This is a genomic window from Achromobacter sp. D7-1 (genome assembly GCF_059760445.1).
Genome location: NZ_JCBAMT010000011.1, coordinates 20,885 through 45,737, shown reverse-complemented (window position 1 = coordinate 45,737; position 24,853 = coordinate 20,885). Strand labels below are relative to the sequence as shown.

The window sequence follows — 24,853 nt, the reverse complement described above, 5'->3', positions numbered from 1 at the left end:
GAACGAAAGGCGTTAACGGACCTGCCGCACAGATTGCAAACCGGCCCCTGGAGGGCCGGCTTACACATGGGTCGTATGATACCGCAGGCAGTCTGTCCCCAAACGTCAGCAAGGGTCAAGACGAGTTGTCCCTGAGGCTTGCCGGCGGTCAACCCGCGGGCAAACGCTCAATGGCCGCCACCTGAGGTCCGGCTATACTCCCTGACACTTTTTTGCGCGACACATAAATTTTCACGCGGACTGGCCGGGGCCAGGCCTGAGAACGGGGACATTCTTGAAACGTGGTTTCTATCTGGTCATGGCCGCGCAGGCCTTCTCGTCATTGGCGGACAACGCGCTGTTCATTGCAGCCATCGCCTTGATACAGGAGCTGCATGGGCCGGACTGGATGGCGCCCATGATGAAGTGGTCGTTCGCGCTGGCCTATGTGGTCCTGGCCGCCTTCGTCGGGGCGCTGGCGGATTCCTTCCCCAAGGGCCGCGTGATGTTCTCCACCAACGCGCTGAAGGTGGTCGGCTGCATGCTGATGTTCTCGTATGCCAGCATCGGCGTCGCCCCCCAGTACCAGACCTACCTGATCTGCGCGGCCTACGCCATTGTCGGCATCGGCGCCGCGGCCTATTCCCCCGCCAAGTACGGAATCGTCACCGAAATGCTGCCCCCGACCATGCTGGTCAAGGGCAATAGCTGGATCGAGGGCCTGACGGTCTTCTCCATCATCCTGGGCACGGTGCTGGGCGGCGTGCTGATTTCGTCCTCTGTCTCCAGCGCCCTGCTCAGCCATTCCTTCATCGGCAAGCTGGTCCACACCCCGGCCGAGGCCGCGATCCTGGTCATCGCCTTCGTCTACCTGCTGGCGGCGCTGTGCAACCTGCTGATTCCGCATACCCACGTGCGCTACCCGCCGCAGCAGAAGAACCCGGTGCGGCTCATCCGCACGTTCTGGGGTTATGTCTGTGTGCTCTGGAAAGACAAGCTGGGGCAGATCTCGCTGGCCGTCACCACCCTGTTCTGGGGCGCCGGCGCCACGCTGCAGCTGATCGTCATCGAATGGGGCCGCAGCCACCTGGGATACCAACTGGACAAGGCCTCGATGCTGATGGGCGTGGCTGCGCTGGGCACGGTGGTCGGCTCCATCCTGGCGGGCCGCATTCCGCTGCGGCGCGCGCTGGCCGTGCTGCCGGTCGGCGCCGCGATGGGCCTGGTGGTGCTGCTGATGCCGCTGGTCTACTCGCCCTGGAGCGTCTACCTGCTGCTGCTGATCACGGGCGGCCTGGCCGGCTTCTTCGTGGTGCCGATGAATGCGCTGCTGCAGCATCGCGGCCACGTGCTGCTGTCGGCCGGCCATTCCATCGCCGTGCAGAACTTCAACGAACAGCTCAACATCCTGCTGATGGTCGCCATGTACACGCTGCTGCTGTGGCTGCAGTTGCCCATCAACATCATCATCGTGATCTTCGGCACCGTGGTCGCCGTGCTGATGGTAGTCTTCATGCGCTGGAGCAAGCGCAACCTGCAGGCCAACCCCGAACTGCACGACCAGATCGGCCAGGAAGGCCACGGCCGCGCGCTGGATTCCTCGCACTAGGTCGGCGCAGCGGTTCCGCAGCAACGAAAAACCGGGCCGAGGCCCGGTTTTTCGTTGTCCGCCTTTCAGTGCGCCGGGCTCAGCCCAGCCGCGCCACCGCCAGACGCAGGTCCTGCCAGGCGCGCGCCTTCTCGCTGGGACTGCGCAGCAGGTAGGCCGGGTGGTAGCTGACGACCACCGGAATTTCCACCCCCTCGTCCGTCTTCAACTGATGGATGCGGCCGCGCAGGCTGCCTATCGTGGCGTCCGTGCCCAGCAGCGTCTGGGCAGCGAAACGGCCCAGCACCAGGATCCGCTCAGGCTTGAGCAGCGCGATCTGGCGCATCAGGTAGGGGCTGCAAGCCGCGATTTCCTCCGGCTTGGGATTGCGGTTGCCGGGCGGGCGGCACTTGATGACGTTGGTAATGAACACGTCGCGCTCGCGGCTCATGGACACCGACGACAGCATGGCGTCCAGCAACTGGCCCGAGCGGCCCACGAAGGGCTGCCCTTGCCGGTCCTCTTGCTCGCCCGGCGCCTCGCCCACCACCAGCCAGCGCGTGGGCTGGCCGCCATGGCCGAAGACCGCGTTGCGGCGGCCCTTGCACAGGCCACAGGCAGCGCAGGCGACGACCTGGTCGTGCATTTCTTCCAGCGTGGCATCGCGGATCGCTTCGGCCACGGGTACCGGTGGCGGCGGCGCAGCCTCCTCCGCCGCCTTGGGCACAGGACGCGGCGGCGGGCCGCTGCGGTTCAGGATCGAAGCCGGTATGCCGGGACGGCCGGAAGCAGGCGCGGCGGGAGCCGATGCTGCGGGAGCCGGCGCTTCAGAAACTGGCGCCGCGGCGGCCGGTGCAGCTGCTGCCGGCATTGGCGCCTCGGCGGATGGCGGCGCAAACGGCGGCGACCCGACCGCGGGCGCCTGCGCACCTTCCGTCAAAACTTCCTTGGAAACAGGGACTTGCGGTTCAACTGCGGGCCGACTAGGCGCGGGCGCCGGGCGCAGCCACAGCCGCTCCATGCCGATCTCGCGCAGCCAGATGCGCTGCAGCGGGTTGACGCGAGGCGCGGCCGATGGCGACGCTGCTGTGGGCTGGCTCATGCCGCCGCTCCGTCCGTCGCGAAACGCTTCTGCATGACCAGGGCGTCTTCCCTGCCGCCTTTTTCGGCCGGGTAATAGCCCCGCCGCACGCCGATCTGCAAATACCCGTGCCGCTTGTAGAAATTGATGGCCGACTCGTTGGACGGGCGCACTTCCAACAGTACGCCCTCCATGCCGCGTTCACGCGCCTGCTGCTCGCACCAGCCAAGCAGCACGCCGCCCAGGCCCTGGCGGTGCAGCGGCTTGGCCACGGCGATCACCAGCAGGTGCGCCACGTCGGGCGCGAACATGAGGACGCAGAACCCCGCCAGCTTGCCTTCGCGCCGCAGCACCCAGGCGCCATAGCCGGCCGCCAGGGCATCAGCGAAATTGCCGCGGGTCCAGGGAAAGGCCTGCACGTGCGCCTCCAGCGCCACGACCTCGTCCAGATCGGCATCAGTCATCGGCTGGGGCACCCAGGGCGCCAACGACGGCTGGGCCTTGGGATTGCCGCCCTCCCCGCGCATGCGCTCGGCGGTGGTGAACGCCACCTTGTCGCGCACATAGAGCGGCGCGGCCAGCTCGGGCGCCACGGCCTCGCCCCGCATCCAGCCCTGCCGCGCCAGACGGGCGACGCTGGCCGCTTCCGGCCGCCGCGCGCCGTCCGCGCGGCGCCACGGAGCGGGATGCTCCATGTCGGACGCGTAGGCATCCCATGCGTCGCCAGCCAGCAGCAGTTCCAGCGGCTGGCCCGCAGCGGCCGACCAGGCCGGCAGATGATGGGCAGTCCAGGGCACGACTTCGGCCGCGGCGATAAGCAGGGGCGCCTGCAGGACTTCCCACGAGATTTCACCGTCCGCAACGCCCGCCTGGCGGTAGACGGCCAGATAGACTTCGTTCATGCGGGCATCCAGCGCCACCACGATCGCATCCGCCGGCGTCGCCTCCACCTGTGCGGCGACCGCCTGATGAGAGACAATGGGAAGTACCGGGATGCCCAGGCCCAGGCCCATGCCTTGAGCCACTCCGCAGGCCACCCGCAGGCCGGTGAATCCGCCCGGACCCTGGCCAAAAGCCACCGCATGCAAGGCGGCAGGCGCCAGTCCGGACTCCGCCAGCAGCTCGTTGGCCATGGGCAAGAGCCGTTCCGCGTGCTCCTGGGAACCTTCATGCTCCCTGACGCTGACCTCCAGGCGGCCATCGACCGCCCGCAACAGGGCCACGCCGCAACGGGACGAAGAGGTTTCCAAAGCCAGCAGGTTTAGTTCCATAGATGCAGATTGTACGAAATACCGTGAGTCCGCCCCCGGTTATCAGGCTGATGCCGGGGGGATTTCAACCATGGTTCGCAATGTGTAATATCTTGTGAACGCCCACTAGCCGCTGGTTCTCGCCACTGTTACATTTCCGGCCATGAATACGCAAAACACCACTCCCACCCGAAAAATCCTCGTCGTCGACGATGATCCGCGCTTGCGCGATTTGCTGCGTCGGTATTTATCCGAGCAGGGATTCAACGTTTTCGTTGCCGAAGACGCCAAAGAGATGGGCAAACTCTGGCAACGCGAGCATTTCGACCTGCTCGTGCTGGATCTGATGCTGCCCGGGGAAGATGGCCTGTCCATCTGTCGCCGGCTGCGCGGTGGTCACGACAATACCCCCATCATCATGCTGACGGCCAAGGCGGAAGAAATCGACCGCATCGTCGGCCTGGAAATGGGCGCGGACGATTACCTGTCCAAGCCGTTCAATCCCCGGGAACTGCTGGCGCGGATCAACGCGATCCTGCGCCGCCGCGGCACCGAGGAACATCCCGGCGCCCCCAGCCAGGAAAACGAATCCATCGCCTTCGGCCCCTACACGCTGAACCTGTCCACCCGCACGCTCACGCGCAACGGCGAACAGGTGCCGATCACCACCGGCGAATTCTCGGTGCTGAAGGTGTTCGCCCGCCATCCCAAGATCCCGCTGTCGCGCGACAAGCTCATGGAACTGGCGCGCGGCCGCGAATACGAAGCCTTCGATCGCAGCCTGGACGTGCAAATCTCGCGCCTGCGCAAGCTGATCGAGCCGAACCCGTCCAAGCCCGTATTCATCCAGACCGTCTGGGGTCTCGGATACGTGTTTGTGCCGGACGGTGGTAGCTGACCGACTCGCCCGCCCCGGGCAGGAGCGCAGCCTCGTGCCCCGCTTGCGCAGAACCTTCAGGAACCTGACATCACGTTTGCGGCTCGGCTTGTTCGGCCGCACGTTCCTGTTGCTCGCCGCGCTGATGCTCGTCTCCCTGGGCGCGTGGCTACAAGTATTTTTCAGCATGGAGCTGGGACCGCGCGCCAATCAAATGGCGCAGCGGGTGATCACGGCCGTCAATATCACGCGCACCGCGCTGATCTATTCGCATAACGACGAACGCAGCAAGCTCCTGCTGGACCTGGCCACCAACGAAGGCATCCAGGTCTATCCGCGCGAGGTCACCGACTTCGCCGAAGCCCTCCCCGACGACGATTACTGGCAACGCGTTGCCCAGCACATCCGCACGCGCTTCGGCCCGGAAACGCAGATCGCCTGGGGCGTCAACCAGGTGCCCGGCTTCTGGGTCAGTTTCCAGATAGAAAAAGACCTCTACTGGCTGGTGTTCGAGCGCGAGCAGATCGGCCTGACGGGCGGGATCGAATGGCTGGGCTGGGGCGCCACGGCGCTGCTGCTGTCCCTGGTGGGAGCCGCGGTCAGCGTGGGCTTCGTCAACCGGCCGCTGTCGCGGCTGGCCCGGGCCGCCCAGGTGCTGTCGCGGGGCGAAAACCCCGCGCCCCTGCCGGAACAGGGGCCGCTGGAGATCCGCGACCTGAACGCCTCGTTCAACCGCATGGCCAAGGACCTGAGGCAGGCCGAGGCCGACCGCGAACTGATGCTGGCGGGGATCTCGCACGATCTGCGCACGCCGCTGGCGCGCATGCGGCTGGAAATCGAGCTGAGCGGGGTGTCCGAGGACGCCCGCCAGGCCATCGACGAAGATCTGGGCCAGATCGACCACAGCATCGGCCAATTGATGGAGTACGCGCGCCCCGCCGGCACGCTGCCGCAACTGGCCACGGACATCTCCGCGGTGCTGGCGGAACTCTACGAACGTGAACGCAGCCATACCGCATCGCTGGGCGGAGAGCTGGACGCCACGCTTGAACCTGGCCTGCGCGCCCGCATCACGGCGCTGGACCTCAAGCGCGTGGTCAGCAATCTGATCGAGAACGCCCGCCGCTACGGCCGTTCCAGCGACGGCATGGCGCATCTCGTCATGACACTGCAAGCTGAAGGCTCCATGATCGCGATCGAGGTATCCGACCGCGGTCCCGGCATCGCCCCCGAGGACGTCGATCGCCTGCTGCGGCCGTTCTCGCGCGGCGAGGCGGCACGCACCGGCGTCAGCGGCGCGGGACTGGGCCTGGCCATCGTCGAACGCCTGCTCAAGCACGTGGGCGGCTCACTGCGGATGCTGCCCCGCGAAGGCGGCGGCCTGACCGCAAGGATAGAGTTGCCCAAAGCGAAGTTTAGGAATTATCAATTAGACAACGATAATCCATAGCGTAGAATTTATGGTTTGAGGCACAGCCTTAATTCCACCAACAACTGGGAGTAAACATGAAAACTGTTGGCGACAAACTCGAGCCCTTCAAGGTCACCGGCGTCAAGCCCGGCTTCAACCAGCACGAAGAAAACGGCGTGTCGGCGTTTGAAGACATCACCGAAAGCTCGTTCCCCGGCAAGTGGAAGGTCATCTACTTCTACCCGAAAGACTTCACGTTTGTTTGCCCGACCGAAATCGTCGGCTTCAACAAGCTGGCCAAGGATTTCGAAGACCGCGACGCCGTCCTGCTGGGCGGTTCGAGCGACAACGAATTCGTCAAGCTGGCTTGGCGCCGTGAGCACCCGGACCTGAACAAGCTGGGTCACTACCAATTCGGCGACACCACCGGCGCCCTGATCGACCAGCTGGGCGTGCGTGAAAAGGGTGCTGGCGTTGCCCTGCGCGCCACCTTCATCGTTGATCCGGACAACACGATCCAGCACGTTTCGGTGAACAACCTGAACGTCGGCCGTAACCCGGAAGAAGTTCTGCGTCTGCTCGACGGTCTGCAAACCGACGAGCTGTGCCCGTGCAACCGTACGGTTGGCGGCGCTACGCTGTAATTTCCAGCCCGGCCCGGGACCCGCTAGCGGGTCCTGCGCTGGGCTTTAACTGCTCTAGATTATAGGTAAAAGCTATGGAATTTCTTACGACCATTAAGGAACAACTGCCGGATTGGGCCAAGGATATCCGCCTGAATCTGGACGCCGTGATCGCCCGTTCGACCCTGGCTCCCGAAGATGCCGTCGGCGCCGCCCTGTCCGCCGCCTACGCCGCGCGCAGCCCGGTGCTGGTCGAAGCCTTCAAGAGCGGCCTGTCGGAAGGCGACGCCAACGCCGCGCTGACGGCCTCGGCCCTCATGGGCATGAACAACACCTGGTATCCCTACGTCGAAATGACCGGCGACGCCCAATTGAAGAGCCTGCCGGCCCAGCTGCGCATGAACGCCTACGCCACCCACGGCGGCGTGGACAAGAAGCGCTTTGAGCTGTTCGCGCTGGTGGCCTCCATCATCGGCAAGTGCCATTTCTGCGTGGCTTCGCACTACGAGAACCTGAAGAACGACGGCCTGTCGACCGAACAGCTGCGTGACGCCGGCCGCATCGCCGCCGTGGTCAACGCCGCCGCCCTGGCGCTGGCGGCCCAAGGCAAGTAAACAGCCTCGCGCAATAAAAAACCCGCCTGCGATACATGCGCAGGCGGGTTTTTGTTATGCAGGACCGTCGATCGCTTATTTCTTCGGCATGCTCGACGTGGTGGGCAGGCCGTTCGCGGCCCAGGCCTCGACGCCGCCGCGGTACCAGTACACGGTCCAGCCCAGCGTGCCGGCGCGCAGCGCCGCGTTGTAGGCGGAACGATCGTTCATGCCCGCGCCCAGGATCACGACGGGCGCCTTGCGATCGCCGCCGTTGTTCTTCAACAGCCAAGCGTCGAAGCCTTGTTGCAGGTGATCCGTGACGCTGCCATCCGAACCCGCATCCGCCAGCGGATAGCCGATGGGCACCGTGTCGCGCAGCCCGCTGGTGTCGACGATCAGGAGGTTCTTGTCCTTCTTGATCATCCCGACCAGATCGGCGGTCGTGATCACCTGGGCGCGGTAGATCTTGTTAGGCGTCGGACCCTTGTACGGCGCGGTGAACAGCATGGTCGTGGCAGGCACGCCAAAGTCTTTCAGTTCGTCGATGGCGCTGGCAGGCAGGCCCTGCCCCGGCGCCGCCGCTGGCTGCTGACGCGGCGCGGCCGAGCCTGGGGCGCCGCCGCCCTGGGCCGCGACCTCGCCGCCCACGGTGCCCATCTCGATGTCGGAAATCATCACCGCGATGTTTTCGATCAGCTCATAGCACATGGTGATCGAGCCTTCGCGCGGGCTGTACCAGGCATTGAGCTGGCCACAGTCCTTGAACACCACGTTGATCGGGCGCGGCAGCACGTAGCGTTCGCCCAGCAGCTTGATGTTGTTCGAGATCGCTTCGGACAGATTATTCGCAAACAAGTTGCCGATCTTGCGCTTGGACGGCTGGAACACCACCTTCACCGGCGCACCGGGCGCATTCGCCGGCTGCTGGCCTTCGGGCGTCCAGGTGCCCACGCGTGTGTGAGGCGCCAGGATCTTGTTCCAGGCGCGATTCTGCTTGTTGAATTCATCCGCGCAACGCGCCCGGGTCCGGTCCTCCAGCCCGACGTGTTTGGCAATGGACTCGAACACGGCAGGGTTGCCGCCGTACATGATGCAGAGCATGTTGCGAAAGCGCTTCAGGTCGCCAGTGTGCTCGTCTTGCCAGGCCGAGGAGGCGTCGGCCCCCCTGCGTTCGGCCACTTTGCCGCTGTAGTACCACTGCAAGGCCGCGTACTTCGCCGCGTCCTGCGCCATCGTGTTCACTTCCTTGTTGTCCGACGGATACATGGTCGGCTCGACGATCTGCAGCGCCGAGTAGATGTCGACCGCGTCCTCTTCCGCCCCCGTCGAGGGCAGCTCCAGCTCGCCGATCAGCGCGTGCCCGAACTCGTGCATGAAGATGCTGCGCATGATGCCGATGTACACCGACACGATGCGCATGGTGTCGCCGCCAAAACGCGGATAGGGGCCTTCCCCCGGCAAGGCCGGGTTGTAGTCGCCGCCGCCCTGTCCAGCGGCCGGAGCCGGCGCCTGGGGTTTTTGCGCCGTGCCCCCGCCTGCGTTGCCGCCGCGCGCGGGCAAGGTGCCGGCCGCCGGCGCCGCGCCGGATTGGCCGCCGGTCATCGTGACCTTGAAGTCGGCAACGCCGAAGGTGCCTACGTCGTAGGCCATGATGCCCAACTCGGCGCCCGTGGCGGGCTCATTGCTGACATCGCCGATCTGCTGGCCGTTCACGATGAAACGGGCCGCGCCGGGCAGTTCGACCACTCTGATGCGGTCGGTACCGTCCAGCTTCGCTATGTTGGGCAGCGACGCGATGTCGCGGCGATTCTGGCCCTGCAGACAGAACAGCAGCGTGTTCTTGTCGGCCGTGAGTTCGAGCAGGCACAGGCTCTTGTTGGCGCGGTTGCTCAGCGCCACACCGATGGACGCTTTCGGATTCGGAGACTTGACGACCACATTGACGTCGGTCACCCGGCCCGATTCCGGCGCCGGCCCGACATTCATGTACAGGGTCTGTTCGCTGTCGGCCTTGTTCGCATTGTGCAGGGTGAACCAGCCATCCTGCACGCCAGCGGTCCAGCCCTCCAGCATCTGCTGCTTGACCGCGCCGGCCAGCGGGCCCAGCTGCTGCTCGTACTGCGCATGCGCGGGCAGGCTTACCGCGCTGAAGATGGAAGCCAGGGCGATGCCACGTAAATGCATCCGAATGTCTCAGTAGTCGAATTGAAGTAGCGCAGAATATGCCAGATCAATTCGACCCGCTTATTCATTTGTTAAAGATGTATCCAAACTAAATGAGCAGCGGAAAAGCGCCTTCGGTCGTGTTGCGCGGAGCCCTCGCGCAAACTAGGAAGCCGCGCGCGCCAGCAAGGCCACTACCGTCGCCGCAATGCCTTCCTTGCGGCCCAGGTAGCCCAGGCCCTCATTGGTCTTGGCCTTGATGTTGACCTCGGTTTCGGCCAGGCCGGTGTCGGCGGCGATGTTCTTCACCATGGCCGGCGCGTGCGGACCGATCTTGGGCGCCTGCGCGTGCAGCGTGGCGTCGATGTTCACCGGTTCCCAGCCCGCGGCGCGCACGCGCGCCATGGCCTCGCGCAGCAGCACGCGGCTGTCTGCGCCCTTGAAGGCCGGATCGGTATCCGGAAAGTGGCGGCCGATGTCGCCCAGGCCGGCGGCGCCCAGCAACGCATCGGTAATGGCGTGCAGCAGCACGTCCGCATCCGAATGCCCAAGCAGGCCATGCGAGTGGGGAATCGTGACGCCGCCGATGATCAGCGGACGGCCCTCGACCAGCGCATGCACGTCGAAACCCTGGCCGACGCGGAAAGGAATACTCATAGCCATTTTTCCATCAGTTCGAAATCGTCCGGCCATGTCACCTTGAAATTGCGCATGGCGCCGGGCACCAGCAGTGGTGCGTAGCCGGCGGCCTCGATGGCCGAGGCCTCGTCGGTGACCGCCGCGCCGCTCACGGAAGCTGCCGTCAGCGCATCGCGCAGCACGCCGGCTCGGAACATCTGCGGGGTCTGCGCCAGCCACAGGCCATTGCGGTCCAACGTGCGCTCTACGCGCTCATGGCCGCCCTTGACGGTGTCCGCCACGGGCAGCGCCAACAGGCCGCCCACGGGATCAGCCAGGCAGGCGTCGATCAGCCGGCCCAGGGCAGCCATCGGCAAGCCGGGGCGCGCGGCGTCGTGCACCAGCACCCAGGCGTCGTCGGCCACGCCGCTGTCGGCCAGCGCGCCGGCCACGGTATCCGCGCGGGTCGCCCCACCGCAGGCTCGCCACACGGTGCGCGGCAGGCCGGCCAGGGCCGCATCCACCCAGCCGTCGCCGGGCGTCACGGCCACGCGCACCTGCGAGATGCGCTCGTCGGCCAGCAGCGCACATACCGCGTGGCGCAGCATGGGCTGTCCGGCCAGCGGACGGTATTGCTTGGGCACGGTTTCATGCCCGGGCCGGCTGGCGCGGGCCCCTACGCCCGCAGCGGGCACGATTGCAATGAGAGAGGCAGACATGGTGCGGTGATTTTATAATCTTCCGCTTGATGCCTGCTTCCAGCCTGATGCCCGCCCCCTCTACCTCCGCCCCAGCCGCGCCTCCCGTCCCCGCGACGGCCCCTACCCTGTCCGCGCTGAAGGCCGGCGCGCGCTATGCCCAGCCGCGCCCGCCCGGCTCCGGCGACGCTTGGCTGCTGGCGGACCTGGCGCGGCAAGCGTCGGCGCCGCTGGTGATCCTGACGGCCGAGCCCGTCGAGGCCCAGCGTCTGGCCGAGGAAATCCAGCTGTTCGCCCCGGACCTGCGGGTGCGCCAGTTGCCCGACTGGGAAACGCTGCCCTACGACGCTTTCTCGCCGCACCAGGACCTGATTTCGGAGCGCCTGCACACACTGCACTCACTGATGACGAAGTCGGTGGACGTGCTGACGGTGCCGGTTACCACAGCGCTGTACCGGCTGGCGCCGCCCTCGTTCCTGGCGGCCTACACCTTTTCCTTCAAGCAGAAGGACAAGCTCAACGAAGCCGCGCTGCGCGCCCAGTTGACGCTGGCCAACTACAACCATGTCACTCAGGTGACCGCGCCGGGCGAGTTCTGCCTGCGCGGCGGACTGATCGACCTGTTCCCCATGGGTTCGGTAGTGCCCTACCGCCTGGACCTGTTCGACGACGAAATCGAGACCATCCGCAGCTTCGATGTGGACACGCAGCGCAGCCTGTATCCGGTGCGCGAAGTGCAGCTCCTGCCCGGCCGCGAGTTCCCCATGGACGAGGACGCGCGCAACCGTTTCCGGGCGCGCTTCCGCGAGGTCTTCGAGGGCGATCCGTCGCGCGCCCTGCCCTACAAGGACATCGGCAACGGCATCCCGTTCGCCGGCGTCGAGTACTACCTGCCGCTCTTCTTCGAAGAAACGGCGACCCTGTTCGACTACCTGACACAAGGCACGGTCACCGTCACCGTGGGCGACATCGACGACGCCATCCAGCGCTTCAACCAGGACACTTCGAGCCGCTACGGCTTCCTGAAAAGCGACCGCGAACGGCCGGTGCTGCCGCCGTCCGAGCTGTTCCTGGACAACGAGACGCTCTACGCCCGGCTGAAGGACTTCCGCCGGCTGTCGCTCACTGCCGGTCAGCCGCACCCCGACTTCCGCGCGGCGCCCGACGTGAGCGTGGCGCGCCGCTCCGAAGATCCCATCGCCAAACTGCGCGCGCTGGTGCAGGGCGGCCAGACGCGCGTGCTGCTGTGCGCCGACTCCGCCGGCCGGCGCGAGACCCTGGTGCAGATGCTGAACGAGTTCGGCGTCACCCCGGACGCTCAGCCCGACACCATCGAAGCCTTCCTGGCCTCGGACGCCCATTTCGGCATCGTCGCCGCGCCGCTGTCCACCGGCTTCGGACTGCCCCAGGCCAATCTGGCCTTCCTCACCGAAAACGACCTGTACCCCGGCCTGGCCACCACCGGCCGCCGCGGCAAGCGCGACCAGGAACGCGCCAGCAACGTCGAAGCCATGGTGCGCGACCTGTCCGAACTGCGCGCGGGCGACCCCGTGGTCCATGCGCAGCACGGCATCGGCCGCTACCACGGCCTGGTCAACATGGACATGGGCGAAGGCGGGATGGAATTCCTCCATCTCGAATACGCCAACGGCAGCACCCTGTACGTGCCGGTGTCGCAGTTGCACGTGATCGCCCGCTACAGCGGCGCCGATCCGGAGGCCGCGCCCCTGCACCAGCTGGGCTCCGGCCAATGGGACAAGGCGCGCCGCAAGGCCGCCCGCCAGGTCCGCGACACTGCCGCCGAACTGCTGGCCCTGTATGCCCAGCGCGCCGCGCGCGAGGGCTACGCCTTCAATCTGCCGCTCAACGACTACCAGGCTTTCGCCGAAGGCTTCGGCTTCGAGGAAACGGTCGACCAGGCCGCCGCCATCGAAGCTGTCATCGCCGACATGACCTCCGGCCGCCCCATGGACCGCCTGGTCTGCGGCGACGTGGGCTTCGGCAAGACCGAGGTCGCCCTGCGCGCCGCCTTCCTGGCCGTGGCCAACGGCAAGCAGGTCGCCCTGCTCTGCCCCACCACGCTGCTGGCCGAGCAGCACGCCCAGACCTTCTCCGACCGCTTCGCCGACTGGCCCGTGAAGGTGGTGGAGCTGTCGCGCTTCCGCTCGGCCAAGGAAGTGTCCGCCGCCGTCGAAGGCATCAACGACGGCCGCGTGGACATCGTCATCGGCACCCACAAGATCCTGTCCAAGGACGTGAAGTTCAAGCGCCTGGGCCTGGTCATCATCGACGAGGAACACCGCTTCGGCGTGCGCCAGAAGGAAGCGCTGAAGGCGCTGCGGGCCGAGGTCGACGTGCTGACACTGACCGCCACGCCCATCCCGCGCACGCTGGGCATGTCGCTGGAAGGCATACGCGACTTCTCCGTCATCGCCACCGCGCCGCAGAAGCGCCTGGCCATCAAGACTTTCGTGCGGCGCGAAGACGGCAGCACCCTGCGCGAAGCGCTCTTGCGCGAACTCAAGCGCGGCGGCCAGTGCTACTTCCTGCACAACGAAGTCGAGACCATCCACAACCGCCGCGCCCGACTGGAAGAACTGGTGCCCGAGGCCCGCATCGCGGTGGCGCACGGCCAGATGCCCGAGCGCGAGCTGGAACAGGTGATGAAGGGCTTCTATCAGCAGCGCTACAACGTGCTGTTGTGCACCACCATCATCGAAACCGGCATCGACGTGCCCAGCGCCAACACCATCGTGATCCACCGGGCGGACCGCTTCGGGCTGGCCCAGCTGCACCAGTTGCGCGGCCGGGTCGGGCGCTCCCATCACCAGGCCTATGCCTACTTGCTGACGCCGGGCGAAGACGCCATCACCAACAACGCCAAGAAGCGCCTGGAAGCCATCCAGGCCATGGAAGAGCTGGGCTCAGGCTTCTATCTGGCCATGCACGACCTGGAGATCCGGGGCACGGGCGAGGTGCTGGGCGATTCGCAGTCGGGGAACATCCAGGAAGTGGGCTTCTCGATGTACAACGAGATGCTCAACGAAGCGGTCCGCGCACTGCGCGCCGGCGAAGAACCCGACCTGGACGCCCCCTTCAACCTGGCCTGCGAAGTCAACCTGCACGCCCCGGCGCTGCTGCCGTCCGACTATTGCGCCGATGTCCATGCCCGCCTGGGCATCTACAAGCGCCTGGCGCACGCCGCGGACGAAGACGACCTGATCCATATCCAGGAAGAACTGATCGACCGCTTCGGCAAGCTGCCCGAGGCCGCGCAGACGCTGCTGGCCACGCACCGCCTGCGCCTGGCCGCCCAGCCCCTGGGCATCGTCAAGATCGACGCCAGCGAAACCCAGGCGCTGCTGCAATTCGGCCCCAAGACCTCGGTCGATCCGGCCAAGATCATCGAATTGGTGCAGCGCCAGCGCCACATCAAACTGGCGGGACAGGATAAATTGCGGGTTGAGATCAAGGCCGCGCAGATCCCGGCCCGCGCCGACGCCGTCCGCGCCGTGCTGCGCGCCTTGAAGTAACCGTCCAACCATACTGATTTTTATGACTACCCATCACCTTGTCGTCCAATCCCCCGGCCTGACCGTGGAACACGCGGAACAGCTGGCGGCCCTGGCCCAGGCGCAGGGCGTGGCCCGCATCAGCGCCACCGCCGCCCGCCTGCTCGACGTGCAGCACGACGAGACCACCCGCGCCGAAGTCGTCGCTTGGGCCGAGCGCCATGGCGTCGACTCCGCCTTCCTGCCCGCGGGCCTGAAGCTGTCGGCATGCAAGGTGCTGGCCATGGACATGGACTCCACGCTGATCAACATCGAATGCATCGACGAGATCGCCGGCGTAGCGGGCCTGAAGGACAAGGTCTCCGAAATCACCGAGGCTGCCATGCGCGGCGAAATCAAGGACTTCTCGGAAAGCCTGCGCCGCCGCGTCGCCCTGCTCGAAGGCGTGCCAGCCGACGCCCTGGAACAGGTCTACACGGATAAGCTGCGCCTGAATCCCGGCGCCGAGCGCCTGATCACCACGGCCCAGGCCGCCGGCATCAAGGTGCTGCTGGTCTCCGGCGGCTTCACCTTCTTCACCGAACGCCTGCGCCAACGCCTGAACCTGGACAGCGCGCACGCCAACACCCTGGAAATCGCCAACGGCGTGCTGACCGGCAAGGTCCTGGGGGACATCCTGGATGCCGACGCCAAGGAAGCCCACCTGCGCGAGTTCGCGCGCCAGCATGACGCCTCCCAGGAACAGATCATCGCCATGGGCGACGGCGCCAACGACCTGAAGATGCTGGGCATCGCCGGCTTCCCGGTCGCCTACCACGCCAAGCCGCTGGTCCGTCAGCAGACGCGCTACGCGCTCAATGTGTCGGGACTGGATGGCGTGCTGAACTGGTTCGAAAGCTGATCAAACCACACCGGGCGCCAGCCCCCGGACCCAGACATGAAAAAAGCCACCTCCCGGTGGCTTTCTTCATTGCCGCAAGGTATCAGTACCGCACCCGCAGCGAGAGCAGCGCAGCCCGGCCCGTGCCCAGCGCCGCGTAGTGCGCGGCATAGGCCTTGGTGTAGTACGTTTCGTCGAAAATGTTCAGCACGTTCAACTGCGCCGACATGTGGTCGTTGAATTCGTACGCCGCCATGGCGTCGAAGCGCCAGTAAGAAGGCACCCAGCGCGCCTTGGGCGTGCCGTCCGCGTTCTTGGTCGCGTCCGAGTTGCCGTACACCTTGTCCACGTAGTACGCGCCGCCACCGACCGTCAGCTTGGGCAGCACCTTGTAGGTGGTCCACAGGCTGAAGGCATTGCGCGGGGTGTTCGGCAGGTCCTGGCCCACGGCGCCGCTGTTGTAGGCGCCCTTGGTCATCTCGCTGTTCATGAAGGTGTAGCCGCCGAACACGTTCCACTTGGGTGTGATGCTGCCCGAGAAGCCCAGTTCGATGCCGCGCACCTTGGCTTCGCCGACCTGCGCGGTCTCGGTGGCCGAAACGGCGACGCTGGTGTTCTTGCGGATGTCCTGGAAGGCCGCCGCCGACAGCGTCAGGCGGTCATCGAACACCTGCCACTTCGTGCCCAGTTCCACCGTGCGGCTCTTTTCCGGCTCGAGCGACTGGCTCGTGACCGACACGGCGTCGCTGATCGCGCTGGAGGCGATGGCCGACGGCGTGGAAGAGGTGCCGTAGGTGGCGTAGATCGTGCCATTGGGCGCCGGCTTGTAGGCCAGGCCGACCTGGTAGTTGAAGAGATTGTCCTCGCGGCTGGTGCTGTAGAACGCCGGCGTGCTGGCCGGGTCGTTGCGGCCCTTGGCGATGTTGCTACCGCTGGTGCGGTAGTTGTCCCAGCGCAGGCCCAGGCTGGCCTGCCATTGCTCGTTGAACTTGATCGTGTCGAAGCCGTAGAGCGCGACCGTATCCGTGTTGTAGCGAGCCGGATTGTTGTTGCGTTGCAGATGGCCAGGGTAGTAGGTACCCGGATCCGGATCCCACAACGAGGCGCAGAGCGCCGGGTTGGCGTAGGTATTCTTGCCGTTCGCCGTGCCGGTCACGCAACCGCTGGTTCCGGCAGGAACGCCCGACTCGGTGTAGCTGTCCTTGTCCTGCTTGATGTTGCTGTACTCGAAGCCCAGGTCGAACGAGTGCTTCAGGCTACCGGTATCGAATTCGCCGGTCAGGTTGGTCTGGTTGGCAAAGCTCTTGGTGACGTAGTAGCCCGACTTGAGCGCCCGGTACACCAAGCCGTTCGGGATGTTGCCCTTGCTGTCGTCAGGGTTGGTAGCGGCAAAGTCGGTCGTGCCGCGGCCATAACGGGTGACGTTGCGCAGCTGCAGCTTGTCCGAGAAGTCGTGCTGGAAATCCACGGTCGCCACGTCGTCGCGCGTCTTCATGAAGTCGCGGCCGGTCAGCCCGTAGAAGCTCTTGCGGCTTACACCCATGGTCTCCGTCACCGGCTGGCCCGTCTTCGGGTCATACGGGATGGAGTAATCCGGCATGCTGTCGTCTTGGTAGTGGTAGTAGCTCAGCGTGATGCGGGTCGGCGTACCCACGCCCAGCGTCAGCGACGGCGCCACGCCCCAACGCTCGAAGTCCACCGCGTCGTCACGGCCGGGCGCGTCGCCCTTGTTGCCCATGACATTCAGGCGGAAAGCGGCCTTGTCGGCCAGGCGCCAGTTGCTGTCGATCGTCGCGCGGTAGTTGTTGTCCGTGCCGATCTGCGCCGTGGCTTCAGTGAAGTCGGTGGCCTTGGGCGTCTTGCTGACCATGTTGATGCTGCCGCCCGCGCCGCCGCGGCCGGAATAGACCGAGTCCGGCCCCTTGATGACTTCGACCTGTTCCAGGTTGAAGGTATCGCGCACCTGCGTGCTGGAGTCGCGGATGCCGTCCAGGAAAATGCTGCCGGCGGAGTTCTGGCCGCGGATGATGGGCAGGTCGCCGCCCGGCCGGCCGCCTTCGCCCGCGCCGAACGTGATGCCCGGCGAGTTGCGCAGGACATCCTGCAGCGTGGAAGCCGCCTGGTCCTGGATCACTTGCTTGGGCACGACCTGGACGGTGCGCGGGGTGTCCAACAAAGGCGCCGTGAACTTGGGCGACTGTGCCGTAGAGGTCTGGTACGACGACCCCTCACCCTCCACCCGCACGGGCGCAAGTTGCGTCACGCCCGAATCCGCGGATTGGGCGGCGGCGTAAGGGCTGATAAACAGCGCGGGGACCGCAATAGCGGCGGCCAGGGAGGTCGTGAGCGTATTCAGCGAATACGTATCTTGGGGCTTCAAACCAGCTTCTCCGAATGTAAATAGCAACGATTCTTGTTTTTTTACCGGTTGCGATTGTGAACTCGGGCGCTGAACGGAACCTGAAAAATGACTTCTCACTCACATGAAATGAAAAAAAACAACACTAAATACAGATAGGTTTCGACCAGCACGTCAACAGCGCGACGAACTCCAGCCCCGCCTACCACGAGCGATACCGCTAAGCCTGGGAATGCCACTGGCGATGGCGGGGAGACCGTCAGAGGAGCTGGACGGTGTGGGCTAGGACATTCCCCTATATCGCAAAAAAAAAACGCCCTATGGGGCGTTTTTCGGAATGAGCCAGGCAGCCTTCAGGCGCGCAGCCGGGGATGCCGCTTGAACAGATAACGGTACACGAACCCCGGATAAGCCAGCACCAGATACAGGCTCAAGGTGATCGCGTAGAACTCCCAAGTCTGGGAAAAGCGGTTGCCCAGGGTCGATTCGAACGCGAAACCCAAGGCGCCGACGATGGCGTAGAACACCAGCACTTCGATCAGGCGCATCCAGAAAGGCTTGACCGCCGCCACTCCGCCCTGCTTCCAGGGCATGACGGCAAAGACCCGCTCCGTCAGGAACGGGAGATTCGCGCTGACCAGGGCCAGCGCGATCAACAGCCATACCGCCAGAGTCTGGTTCATGGCCCCGTTTTCCGTTTACAGGCTGAGCGAGCTGCGGATGGCCTGCACGCACAGGGCCATCAGGCCGCCCGGCAGGATGCCCAGGATCAGGATCAGCGCGCCGTTGACCGACAGCACGCCGCGCTGGCCGCAGGTGGCGACCATCGGGGCGGCGTCGGCGGCCGGCTCGTCGAAGTACACGACCTTGACCACGCGCAGGTAGTAGAACGCGCCGATCAGCGAGAACAGCACCGCGATCACGGCCAGCGTCACGTGGCCGGCGCTGATCAGCGCCTGCAACACGGCCAGCTTGGCGTAGAAGCCCACCAGCGGCGGAATGCCGGCCAGCGAGAACATCAGCAGCAGGACGATTGCGGCGTGCCACGGGCTGCGGCGGTTCAGGCCCTTCAGGTCGTCGATGTGCTCGCACTCGAAGCCCTGGCGCGACAGCAGCAGCACGATGCCGAAGCTGGCCAGCGTGGTCAGCACGTAGGTCAGCATGTAGAACAGCGAGGCGCCGTAGGCGGCGGACGACAGTTCCGGCTTGCCCGCGACCGAACCCGACATCAGGCCCAGCAGCACGAAGCCCATGTGCGAGATGGTCGAATAGGCCAGCATGCGCTTGAAGTTGGTCTGCGCGATGGCGGTCAGGTTACCGATGGCCAGCGACAGCACCGCCAGGATCATCAGCATCGGCTGCCAGTCGGCGGCCAAGCCGTGCAGGCCGTCGACCAGCAGGCGCAGCGTGATGGCGAAGGCGGCCAGCTTGGGCGCGCCGCCCAGGATCAGCGTCACGGCGGTGGGCGAACCCTGGTAGACGTCGGGAACCCACATGTGGAACGGCACGGCGCCGAGCTTGAACGCCAGACCCGACACCAGGAACACGATGCCGAACACCAGGGCCAGCTTCTCGGCCTTGCCCGCAGCGATGACCTTGGACACTTCGGCCAGATCCAGGTGGCCCGTGGCGCCGTAGATCATCGACATGCCGTACAGCAGGAAGCCCGAAGCCAGCGCGCCCAGCACGAAGTACTTCATGGCGGCTTCGGTGGCGACGACATCGTCGCGGCGCAACGCGATCAGCGCGTAGAGCGCCAGCGACATCAGTTCCAGACCCAGGTAGATGGAGATCAGGTTCCCGGAGGAGATCATGGCCATCTGGCCCAGCAGCGCGAACAGCGTCAGGACGTAGAGTTCGCCGCCCCGCATCATGTCACGTACTTGCGCGTAGACACGGCCGTACACAAGCGTCGCGGCGACAGCGATATAGGACGCGATCTTGAGCAGATGCGACAGTTCGTCGGTGACGTACAGGCCGTTGAAGGTCGAACCAACAACGCCGTTCTTCCATTGCAGGGCCGACACGACGGTCAGCACGCCCAATGCAAGCATGGTCAGCAGAAACGTCGGCTTGCGCTCGGGGTGATTGCTGACCGCGTCGACGAGCAGGATAGCCAGGCCGAAAACCAGCAGGAGGATTTCCGGTGTCGCCAGGGCGAAATCGATTTGGGATTGCATCATTGTCTTGTCTTACAGTTTCGAGACGGCAACGTGTTGCAGCAGGGCCTCCACCGAAACGTGCATCACGTCGGTAAAGGGCTTGGGATAGATCCCCATGTACAACACGGCGATCGCCATCACGCCAAGAATCACAAACTCGCGGCGGTTGATATCGGTCAGCTCGCGCACGTGGTCGTTGGCGACGTCGCCCAGGACCACGCGCTTGACCATCCACAGCGAATACGAAGCGCCCAGGATCAGGGCGGTAGCCGCCAGCAGGCCGATCCAGAAGTTGTGCTCGACCGCGCCCATGATCACCATGAACTCGCCGACGAAACCGCTGGTGGCCGGCAGGCCGCTGTTGGCCATCGAGAACAGGATGAAGAAGGTGGCGAAACGCGGCATGACGTTGACCACGCCGCCGTAATCGGCGATGCGGCGCGAATGCATGCGGTCATAGAGCACGCCAATACACATGAACATGGCGCCCGACACGAAGCCGTGCGAAATCATCTGCACGATGGCGCCTTCGACGCCGGCCGTGTTGAAGATAAAGAAGCCCAGCGTCACGAAGCCCATGTGGGCCACCGACGAATAGGCCACCAGCTTCTTCATGTCGTCCTGGACGATAGCGACCAGGCCGATGTAGATCACGGCAATCAGCGACAGCGTGATCATCATGCCGGCCAGGCTGTGCGAGGCGTCAGGAGCGATCGGCAGCGAGAAGCGCAGGAAGCCGTACGCGCCCAGCTTCAGCATGATCGCGGCCAGCACGATGGAGCCGCCCGTGGGGGCTTCGACGTGGGCGTCGGGCAACCACGTGTGGACCGGCCACATCGGCACCTTCACGGCGAAGGCCGCCAGCAAGGCCACGAAGATCAGGATCTGCGGGGTGTAGCCCAGCTTGGTCTGCTGCCAGGTCAGGATGTCGAACGAACCGCCCGACACGTTCCACAGGTACACGAAGGCGACCAGCGTCAGCAGCGAGCCCATCAGCGTGTACAGGAAGAACTTGAACGCTGCGTAAACGCGGTTCGGGCCGCCCCAGACGCCGATGATGATGTACATCGGGATCAGCGTGGCTTCGAAGAACACGTAGAACAGCATGCCGTCCAGCGCGCAGAACACGCCCACCATCAGACCCGACAGGATCAGGAAGGCGGCCATGTACTGGGCGACGCGGCTGGTTATGACTTCCCAGCCCGCCAGCACCACGATGATGGTGATGAAGGCCGTCAGCAGCACGAACCACATCGAGATGCCGTCGATACCCAGGTGGTAGTTGACGTTGAAAGCCTCGATCCAGGAGGTCTTCTCCACGAACTGCATCTTGGCCGTGGTGGAGTCGAAACCGGTGTAGAGCGGGATAGTGACGAGGAAACCGGCGATTGCGCCGACGAGCGACAGGCCGCGCGTCAGGCCGGGACGGTCGTCACGGCCCACCGCCAGCACCAGCAGGCCGAATACGATCGGGACAAAGATCGCAAGCGTGAGCCAGGGGAAAGTGTTGGATGCCATCTCGCTTGCCATCATTGGGGAATCAGCACAAAGAAAGTCACCAGCGCCATGATGCCGATGATCATCGCGAACGCGTAGTGATAGATGAAGCCGGACTGCAGGTGACGGCTGACCGCTGCCACCCAGCCCACCACACGGGCGCTGCCGTTGATCAACAGGCCATCGATGATGCCGCGGTCGCCGGTCTGCCACAGGCCACGGCCCAGGCAGCGCAGGCCGCGGGCGATGATCTGCTCGTTGACCCAATCCACGTAGTACTTGTTCTCAAGCACCTTGTTGATGCCGGACAGGCTGGACTTGATCTTGGCCGGAACCTTGGGATTGATCAGGTAGCAGTACCAGGCGGTGACGGCGCCCGCCACGACCAGCCAGAACGGAACCGTCTGGAAGGCGTGCAGGCCGAAGGCCACCCAACCGTGCCACTCTTCGTGCAGCTCGTGCATCGCCGGATGCTGCGGCAGGACCTTGATGACGCCGTCGAAGAACTTGCCGAACAGCATCGGGTCGACCACCAGGGCGCCGATGATGACGGACGGGATCGCCAGCAGCACCAGCGGCAGCGTGACCACCCAGGGCGACTCGTGAGGCGTGCCATGATGGCCATGGCCGTCCGGCTCGTGGTCGACGTCGGCTGCGTGATGATCATCGTGGCCGTGGCCATGACCGGTGGTATCGAAGCGTTCCTTGCCGTGGAAGACCAGGAAGTACACGCGGAACGAGTACAGCGAGGTCACGAACACGCCGATCAGCGTCGAGTAGTACGCGAAGTTCGCGCCCCAGACGTTCGCGGCGCCGGCGGCCTCGATGATGTGTTCCTTCGAGTAGAAGCCCGAGAAGAACGGCGTGCCGACCAGGGCCAGCGTGCCCAGCAGGAAGGTAATCCAGGTGATGGGCATGTACTTGCGCAGGCCGCCCATGTTGCGGATGTCCTGGTCATGGTGCATGCCGATGATGACGGAGCCCGCGCCCAGGAACAGCAGCGCCTTGAAGAACGCGTGCGTCATCAGGTGGAAGATCGCGACCGAATAGGCCGACGCGCCCAGCGCGACCGTCATGTAGCCCAGCTGCGACAGCGTGGAGTACGCGACCACGCGCTTGATGTCGTTCTGGATGATGCCCAGGATGCCCAGGAACAGCGCGCCGATGGCGCCGATCACGATGATGAAGGACAGCGCCACGTCGGACAGTTCGAACAGCGGCGAGAAGCGGGCAACCATGAAGATGCCGGCCGTCACCATGGTGGCGGCGTGGATCAGCGCGGAGATCGGGGTCGGGCCTTCCATCGAGTCGGGCAACCAGGCGTGCAGCGGAACCTGGGCCGATTTGCCCATGGCGCCGATGAACAGGCAGATGCAGGCGACCGTCAGCAGCATCCAGTCGGAACCGGGCAGCGTCAGGGTGGCCAGCTTGTCGGCCTGGGCGAAGACTTCGCCGTAGTGCATGGTGCCAGCGTAGGCGAACAGCAGGCCGATGCCCAGCACGAAGCCGAAGTCGCCGACGCGGTTGATCAGGAACGCCTTCATGTTGGCGAAGATCGCCGTGGGACGGGTGTACCAGAAGCCGATCAGCAGGTACGACACCAGGCCCACCGCTTCCCAGCCGAAGAACAGCTGCACCATGTTGTTCGACATCACCAGCATCAGCATGGAGAACGTGAACAGCGAGATGTAGGAGAAGAAGCGCTGGTAGCCGGGATCATCCGCCATGTAGCCGATGGTGTAGATGTGCACCATCAGCGACACCGAAGTCACCACGACCATCATCATGGCCGACAGCGGATCGATCAGGAAGCCGATTTCCAGCTTGGTCTGGCCGATCAGGCTCCAGGTGTAGACCGCGCCGTCAAAGCGCAGGCCGTTGAGCACGTCGTTCAGCACCACCACCGAACCGATGGTGGAGATGAGCACGCCCAGGATGGTGATCATGTGCGACGCACGGCGGCCGATGGGACGGCCCAGGAACCCGGTGCCGAAGAGGCCCGCGAGAATTGCCCCGGCCAGCGGAGCCAGCGCGATGAGCAAGTAGAGATTGGGTGAGCTAGACATTTTCTTCCAATACCCCGTTCAGCCCTTCAGGCGATCGAGTTCGTCAACGTTGATCGTGTTCAGGTTGCGGAACAGCAGCACCAGGATGGCCAGGCCGATCGCCGCTTCAGCGGCGGCCACGGTCAGGATGAAGAACACGAACACCTGGCCGGCGGTGTCGCCGAACCAGCTGGAGAACGCCACGAAGTTCATGTTGACGGCCAGGAGCACCAGCTCGATGGACATCAGGAGAATGATCAGGTTGCGGCGGTTCAGGAAGATGCCGAAGATCCCGATGGCGAACAGGATCGCCCCGAGGATCAGGTAGTGGGCCAGCGTCAGCGTCATTTTTGTTCTCCTTGGGGCGCGGCGGCGGTCGGGGTGCCGTTGTGCGCCTGGGCGCGCTCGCTCTGGGCGGGCATGCTCACCAGACGGAAACGGTCCTTCGCACGCACGCGGACGGCGGCCACCGGGTCGTTGTACTTCACGTCGCGGCGGCGGCGCAGGGTCAGCGCGATGGCGGCGACCATGCCCACCAGCAGCAGCGCGGCGCCCACTTCAATGGCGTAGACGTACTGCGTGTACATGGCTTCGCCCAGCGCGCGGGCGTTGTTGTAGTCGCCGGCAACCGGGGCTTGCGGGCCCGCGCCGTACCAGGTCGAACCCAGCACGAAGGCCATTTCCAGCACCATCACCAGGCCGATGATCAGGCCCAGCGGCAGGTAGGTCTTCATGCCTTGGCGCAGGGCATCCATGCGGATGTCCAGCATCATCACGACGAAGAGGAAGAGCACCATCACGGCGCCCACGTACACCAGCACCAGCAGCAGCGCGAGGAACTCGGCGCCCAGCAGCATCCACAGCATGGCCGCGTTGGAGAACGCCAGGATCAGGTGCAGGACGGCGGTGACCGGGCTGCGCGCGGTGATCACGCGGAACGCCGCGATCACCAGCACGGCGGCCAGTATGTAGAACAGGACAGTAGTAAAAGTCATGGATCAGGTCCTGGGCTTCAACGGTAGGGAGCGTCTTCGGCCCGGCGGCGGGCGATATCGGCTTCATAGCGGTCGCCCACGGCGAGCAGCATGTCTTTGGTGAAATACAGGTCGCCGCGCTTTTCGCCGTGGTATTCGTGGATATGCGTTTCCACGATGGAGTCCACGGGGCAGCTTTCCTCACAGAAGCCGCAGAAAATGCACTTGGTCAGGTCGATGTCGTAGCGCGTGGTGCGGCGGGTGCCGTCATCGCGCTGGTCCGACTCGATCGTGATCGCCAGCGCGGGGCACACGGCTTCACACAGCTTGCACGCGATGCAGCGCTCTTCCCCGTTGGGGTAGCGGCGCAGCGCGTGCAGGCCGCGGAAACGCGGCGACGCAGGCGTCTTTTCCTGGGGGTAGCGCAAGGTGACCTTGCGCTTGAAGAAATACTTGCCCGTCAGGCGCATGCCCTTGAGCAACTCGGTCAGCATCAGGCTGCCGAAGAAATCCTTGATCGCTTCCATATCCTGCCTCTGC

The 24,853-nt window shown here is 64.9% G+C and carries 20 protein-coding genes; 7 read left to right on the top strand and 13 right to left on the bottom strand.

What is annotated here, in order from left to right:
* Positions 1 to 274: 274 nt before the first annotated feature.
* Positions 275 to 1,588, top strand: coding sequence for a lysophospholipid transporter LplT (gene lplT, locus AC6LKD_RS07185; protein WP_013392165.1), 1,314 nt, complete (start codon positions 275 to 277; stop codon positions 1,586 to 1,588).
* A gap of 79 nt (positions 1,589 to 1,667) precedes the next feature.
* On the opposite strand, the gene AC6LKD_RS07180 is transcribed toward lplT, so the two are convergent.
* Both AC6LKD_RS07180 and tsaB read right to left on the bottom strand, forming a co-directional pair.
* Positions 1,668 to 2,669, bottom strand: a complete 1,002-nt coding sequence (locus AC6LKD_RS07180; protein WP_498115657.1) for a uracil-DNA glycosylase — start codon at positions 2,667 to 2,669, stop codon at positions 1,668 to 1,670.
* Entirely contained in the window at positions 2,666 to 3,919 is a 1,254-nt protein-coding gene (tsaB, locus tag AC6LKD_RS07175) for a tRNA (adenosine(37)-N6)-threonylcarbamoyltransferase complex dimerization subunit type 1 TsaB (RefSeq protein WP_498115656.1), read from the bottom strand. The genes AC6LKD_RS07180 and tsaB overlap by 4 nt, the downstream gene beginning before the upstream one ends.
* A gap of 142 nt (positions 3,920 to 4,061) precedes the next feature.
* Between tsaB and risA the strand changes: the two genes are divergently transcribed.
* The 4 genes from risA (at position 4,062) to AC6LKD_RS07155 (ending at position 7,423) form a co-directional block, all read left to right on the top strand.
* The gene (gene risA / locus AC6LKD_RS07170) at positions 4,062 to 4,796 is read left to right on the top strand and encodes a response regulator transcription factor RisA (RefSeq protein WP_013392162.1); all 735 of its coding nucleotides are present in this window, start codon (positions 4,062 to 4,064) and stop codon (positions 4,794 to 4,796) included.
* Positions 4,797 to 4,830: 34 nt separating this feature from the next.
* Positions 4,831 to 6,225 carry a sensor histidine kinase RisS gene (risS, locus tag AC6LKD_RS07165; protein WP_013392161.1) on the top strand — a complete coding sequence of 465 codons (1,395 nt, stop codon included), beginning with the start codon at positions 4,831 to 4,833 and terminating at the stop codon, positions 6,223 to 6,225.
* A 56-nt stretch (positions 6,226 to 6,281) separates the two neighbouring features.
* Positions 6,282 to 6,830 carry a peroxiredoxin gene (locus AC6LKD_RS07160; protein ID WP_006389231.1) on the top strand — a complete coding sequence of 183 codons (549 nt, stop codon included), beginning with the start codon at positions 6,282 to 6,284 and terminating at the stop codon, positions 6,828 to 6,830.
* 74 nt (positions 6,831 to 6,904) lie between these two features.
* The gene (locus AC6LKD_RS07155) at positions 6,905 to 7,423 is read left to right on the top strand and encodes a carboxymuconolactone decarboxylase family protein (protein WP_013392160.1); all 519 of its coding nucleotides are present in this window, start codon (positions 6,905 to 6,907) and stop codon (positions 7,421 to 7,423) included.
* Positions 7,424 to 7,498: 75 nt separating this feature from the next.
* On the opposite strand, the gene AC6LKD_RS07150 is transcribed toward AC6LKD_RS07155, so the two are convergent.
* The 3 genes from AC6LKD_RS07150 to ispD all read right to left on the bottom strand — a co-directional run bounded on the left by AC6LKD_RS07150 (position 7,499) and on the right by ispD (position 10,905).
* Positions 7,499 to 9,589: a DUF4344 domain-containing metallopeptidase gene (locus AC6LKD_RS07150; RefSeq protein ID WP_013392159.1), complete on the bottom strand. Its 2,091-nt coding sequence runs from the start codon at positions 9,587 to 9,589 to the stop codon at positions 7,499 to 7,501.
* Between the two features lie 144 nt (positions 9,590 to 9,733).
* Positions 9,734 to 10,225 (bottom strand): 2-C-methyl-D-erythritol 2,4-cyclodiphosphate synthase, encoded by a 492-nt coding sequence (ispF, locus tag AC6LKD_RS07145; RefSeq protein ID WP_013392158.1) that lies wholly within the window; start codon positions 10,223 to 10,225, stop codon positions 9,734 to 9,736.
* The gene (ispD, locus tag AC6LKD_RS07140; RefSeq protein ID WP_013392157.1) at positions 10,222 to 10,905 is read right to left on the bottom strand and encodes a 2-C-methyl-D-erythritol 4-phosphate cytidylyltransferase; all 684 of its coding nucleotides are present in this window, start codon (positions 10,903 to 10,905) and stop codon (positions 10,222 to 10,224) included. The genes ispF and ispD overlap by 4 nt, the downstream gene beginning before the upstream one ends.
* Before the next feature lie 29 nt (positions 10,906 to 10,934).
* Between ispD and mfd the strand changes: the two genes are divergently transcribed.
* Together mfd and serB are read left to right on the top strand one after the other, a co-directional pair.
* On the top strand, positions 10,935 to 14,417 hold the full coding sequence (gene mfd / locus AC6LKD_RS07135) for a transcription-repair coupling factor (protein WP_498115655.1): 3,483 nt from the start codon (positions 10,935 to 10,937) through the stop codon (positions 14,415 to 14,417).
* Positions 14,418 to 14,439: 22 nt separating this feature from the next.
* The gene (gene serB / locus AC6LKD_RS07130; RefSeq protein WP_498115654.1) at positions 14,440 to 15,297 is read left to right on the top strand and encodes a phosphoserine phosphatase SerB; all 858 of its coding nucleotides are present in this window, start codon (positions 14,440 to 14,442) and stop codon (positions 15,295 to 15,297) included.
* Positions 15,298 to 15,379: 82 nt separating this feature from the next.
* Here serB and AC6LKD_RS07125 read toward each other — a convergent pair whose 3' ends face one another.
* The 8 genes from AC6LKD_RS07125 to nuoI form a co-directional block, all read right to left on the bottom strand.
* Positions 15,380 to 17,656 (bottom strand): TonB-dependent receptor, encoded by a 2,277-nt coding sequence (locus AC6LKD_RS07125; protein ID WP_013392154.1) that lies wholly within the window; start codon positions 17,654 to 17,656, stop codon positions 15,380 to 15,382.
* A gap of 332 nt (positions 17,657 to 17,988) precedes the next feature.
* Positions 17,989 to 18,318: a DUF2818 family protein gene (locus tag AC6LKD_RS07120; RefSeq protein ID WP_013392153.1), complete on the bottom strand. Its 330-nt coding sequence runs from the start codon at positions 18,316 to 18,318 to the stop codon at positions 17,989 to 17,991.
* A gap of 15 nt (positions 18,319 to 18,333) precedes the next feature.
* Positions 18,334 to 19,818: an NADH-quinone oxidoreductase subunit NuoN gene (gene nuoN / locus AC6LKD_RS07115; protein ID WP_498115653.1), complete on the bottom strand. Its 1,485-nt coding sequence runs from the start codon at positions 19,816 to 19,818 to the stop codon at positions 18,334 to 18,336.
* Between the two features lie 9 nt (positions 19,819 to 19,827).
* Entirely contained in the window at positions 19,828 to 21,330 is a 1,503-nt protein-coding gene (locus tag AC6LKD_RS07110; protein ID WP_013392151.1) for an NADH-quinone oxidoreductase subunit M, read from the bottom strand.
* Positions 21,327 to 23,360: an NADH-quinone oxidoreductase subunit L gene (nuoL, locus tag AC6LKD_RS07105; protein ID WP_013392150.1), complete on the bottom strand. Its 2,034-nt coding sequence runs from the start codon at positions 23,358 to 23,360 to the stop codon at positions 21,327 to 21,329. The genes AC6LKD_RS07110 and nuoL overlap by 4 nt, the downstream gene beginning before the upstream one ends.
* Before the next feature lie 18 nt (positions 23,361 to 23,378).
* A complete protein-coding gene (gene nuoK, locus AC6LKD_RS07100; protein WP_006217969.1) occupies positions 23,379 to 23,687 on the bottom strand; it encodes an NADH-quinone oxidoreductase subunit NuoK in 309 nt (102 codons plus the stop codon).
* Entirely contained in the window at positions 23,684 to 24,334 is a 651-nt protein-coding gene (locus AC6LKD_RS07095; RefSeq protein WP_013392149.1) for an NADH-quinone oxidoreductase subunit J, read from the bottom strand. The genes nuoK and AC6LKD_RS07095 overlap by 4 nt, the downstream gene beginning before the upstream one ends.
* A gap of 17 nt (positions 24,335 to 24,351) precedes the next feature.
* Positions 24,352 to 24,840: an NADH-quinone oxidoreductase subunit NuoI gene (gene nuoI / locus AC6LKD_RS07090; RefSeq protein WP_008161196.1), complete on the bottom strand. Its 489-nt coding sequence runs from the start codon at positions 24,838 to 24,840 to the stop codon at positions 24,352 to 24,354.
* Positions 24,841 to 24,853: the final 13 nt, after the last annotated feature.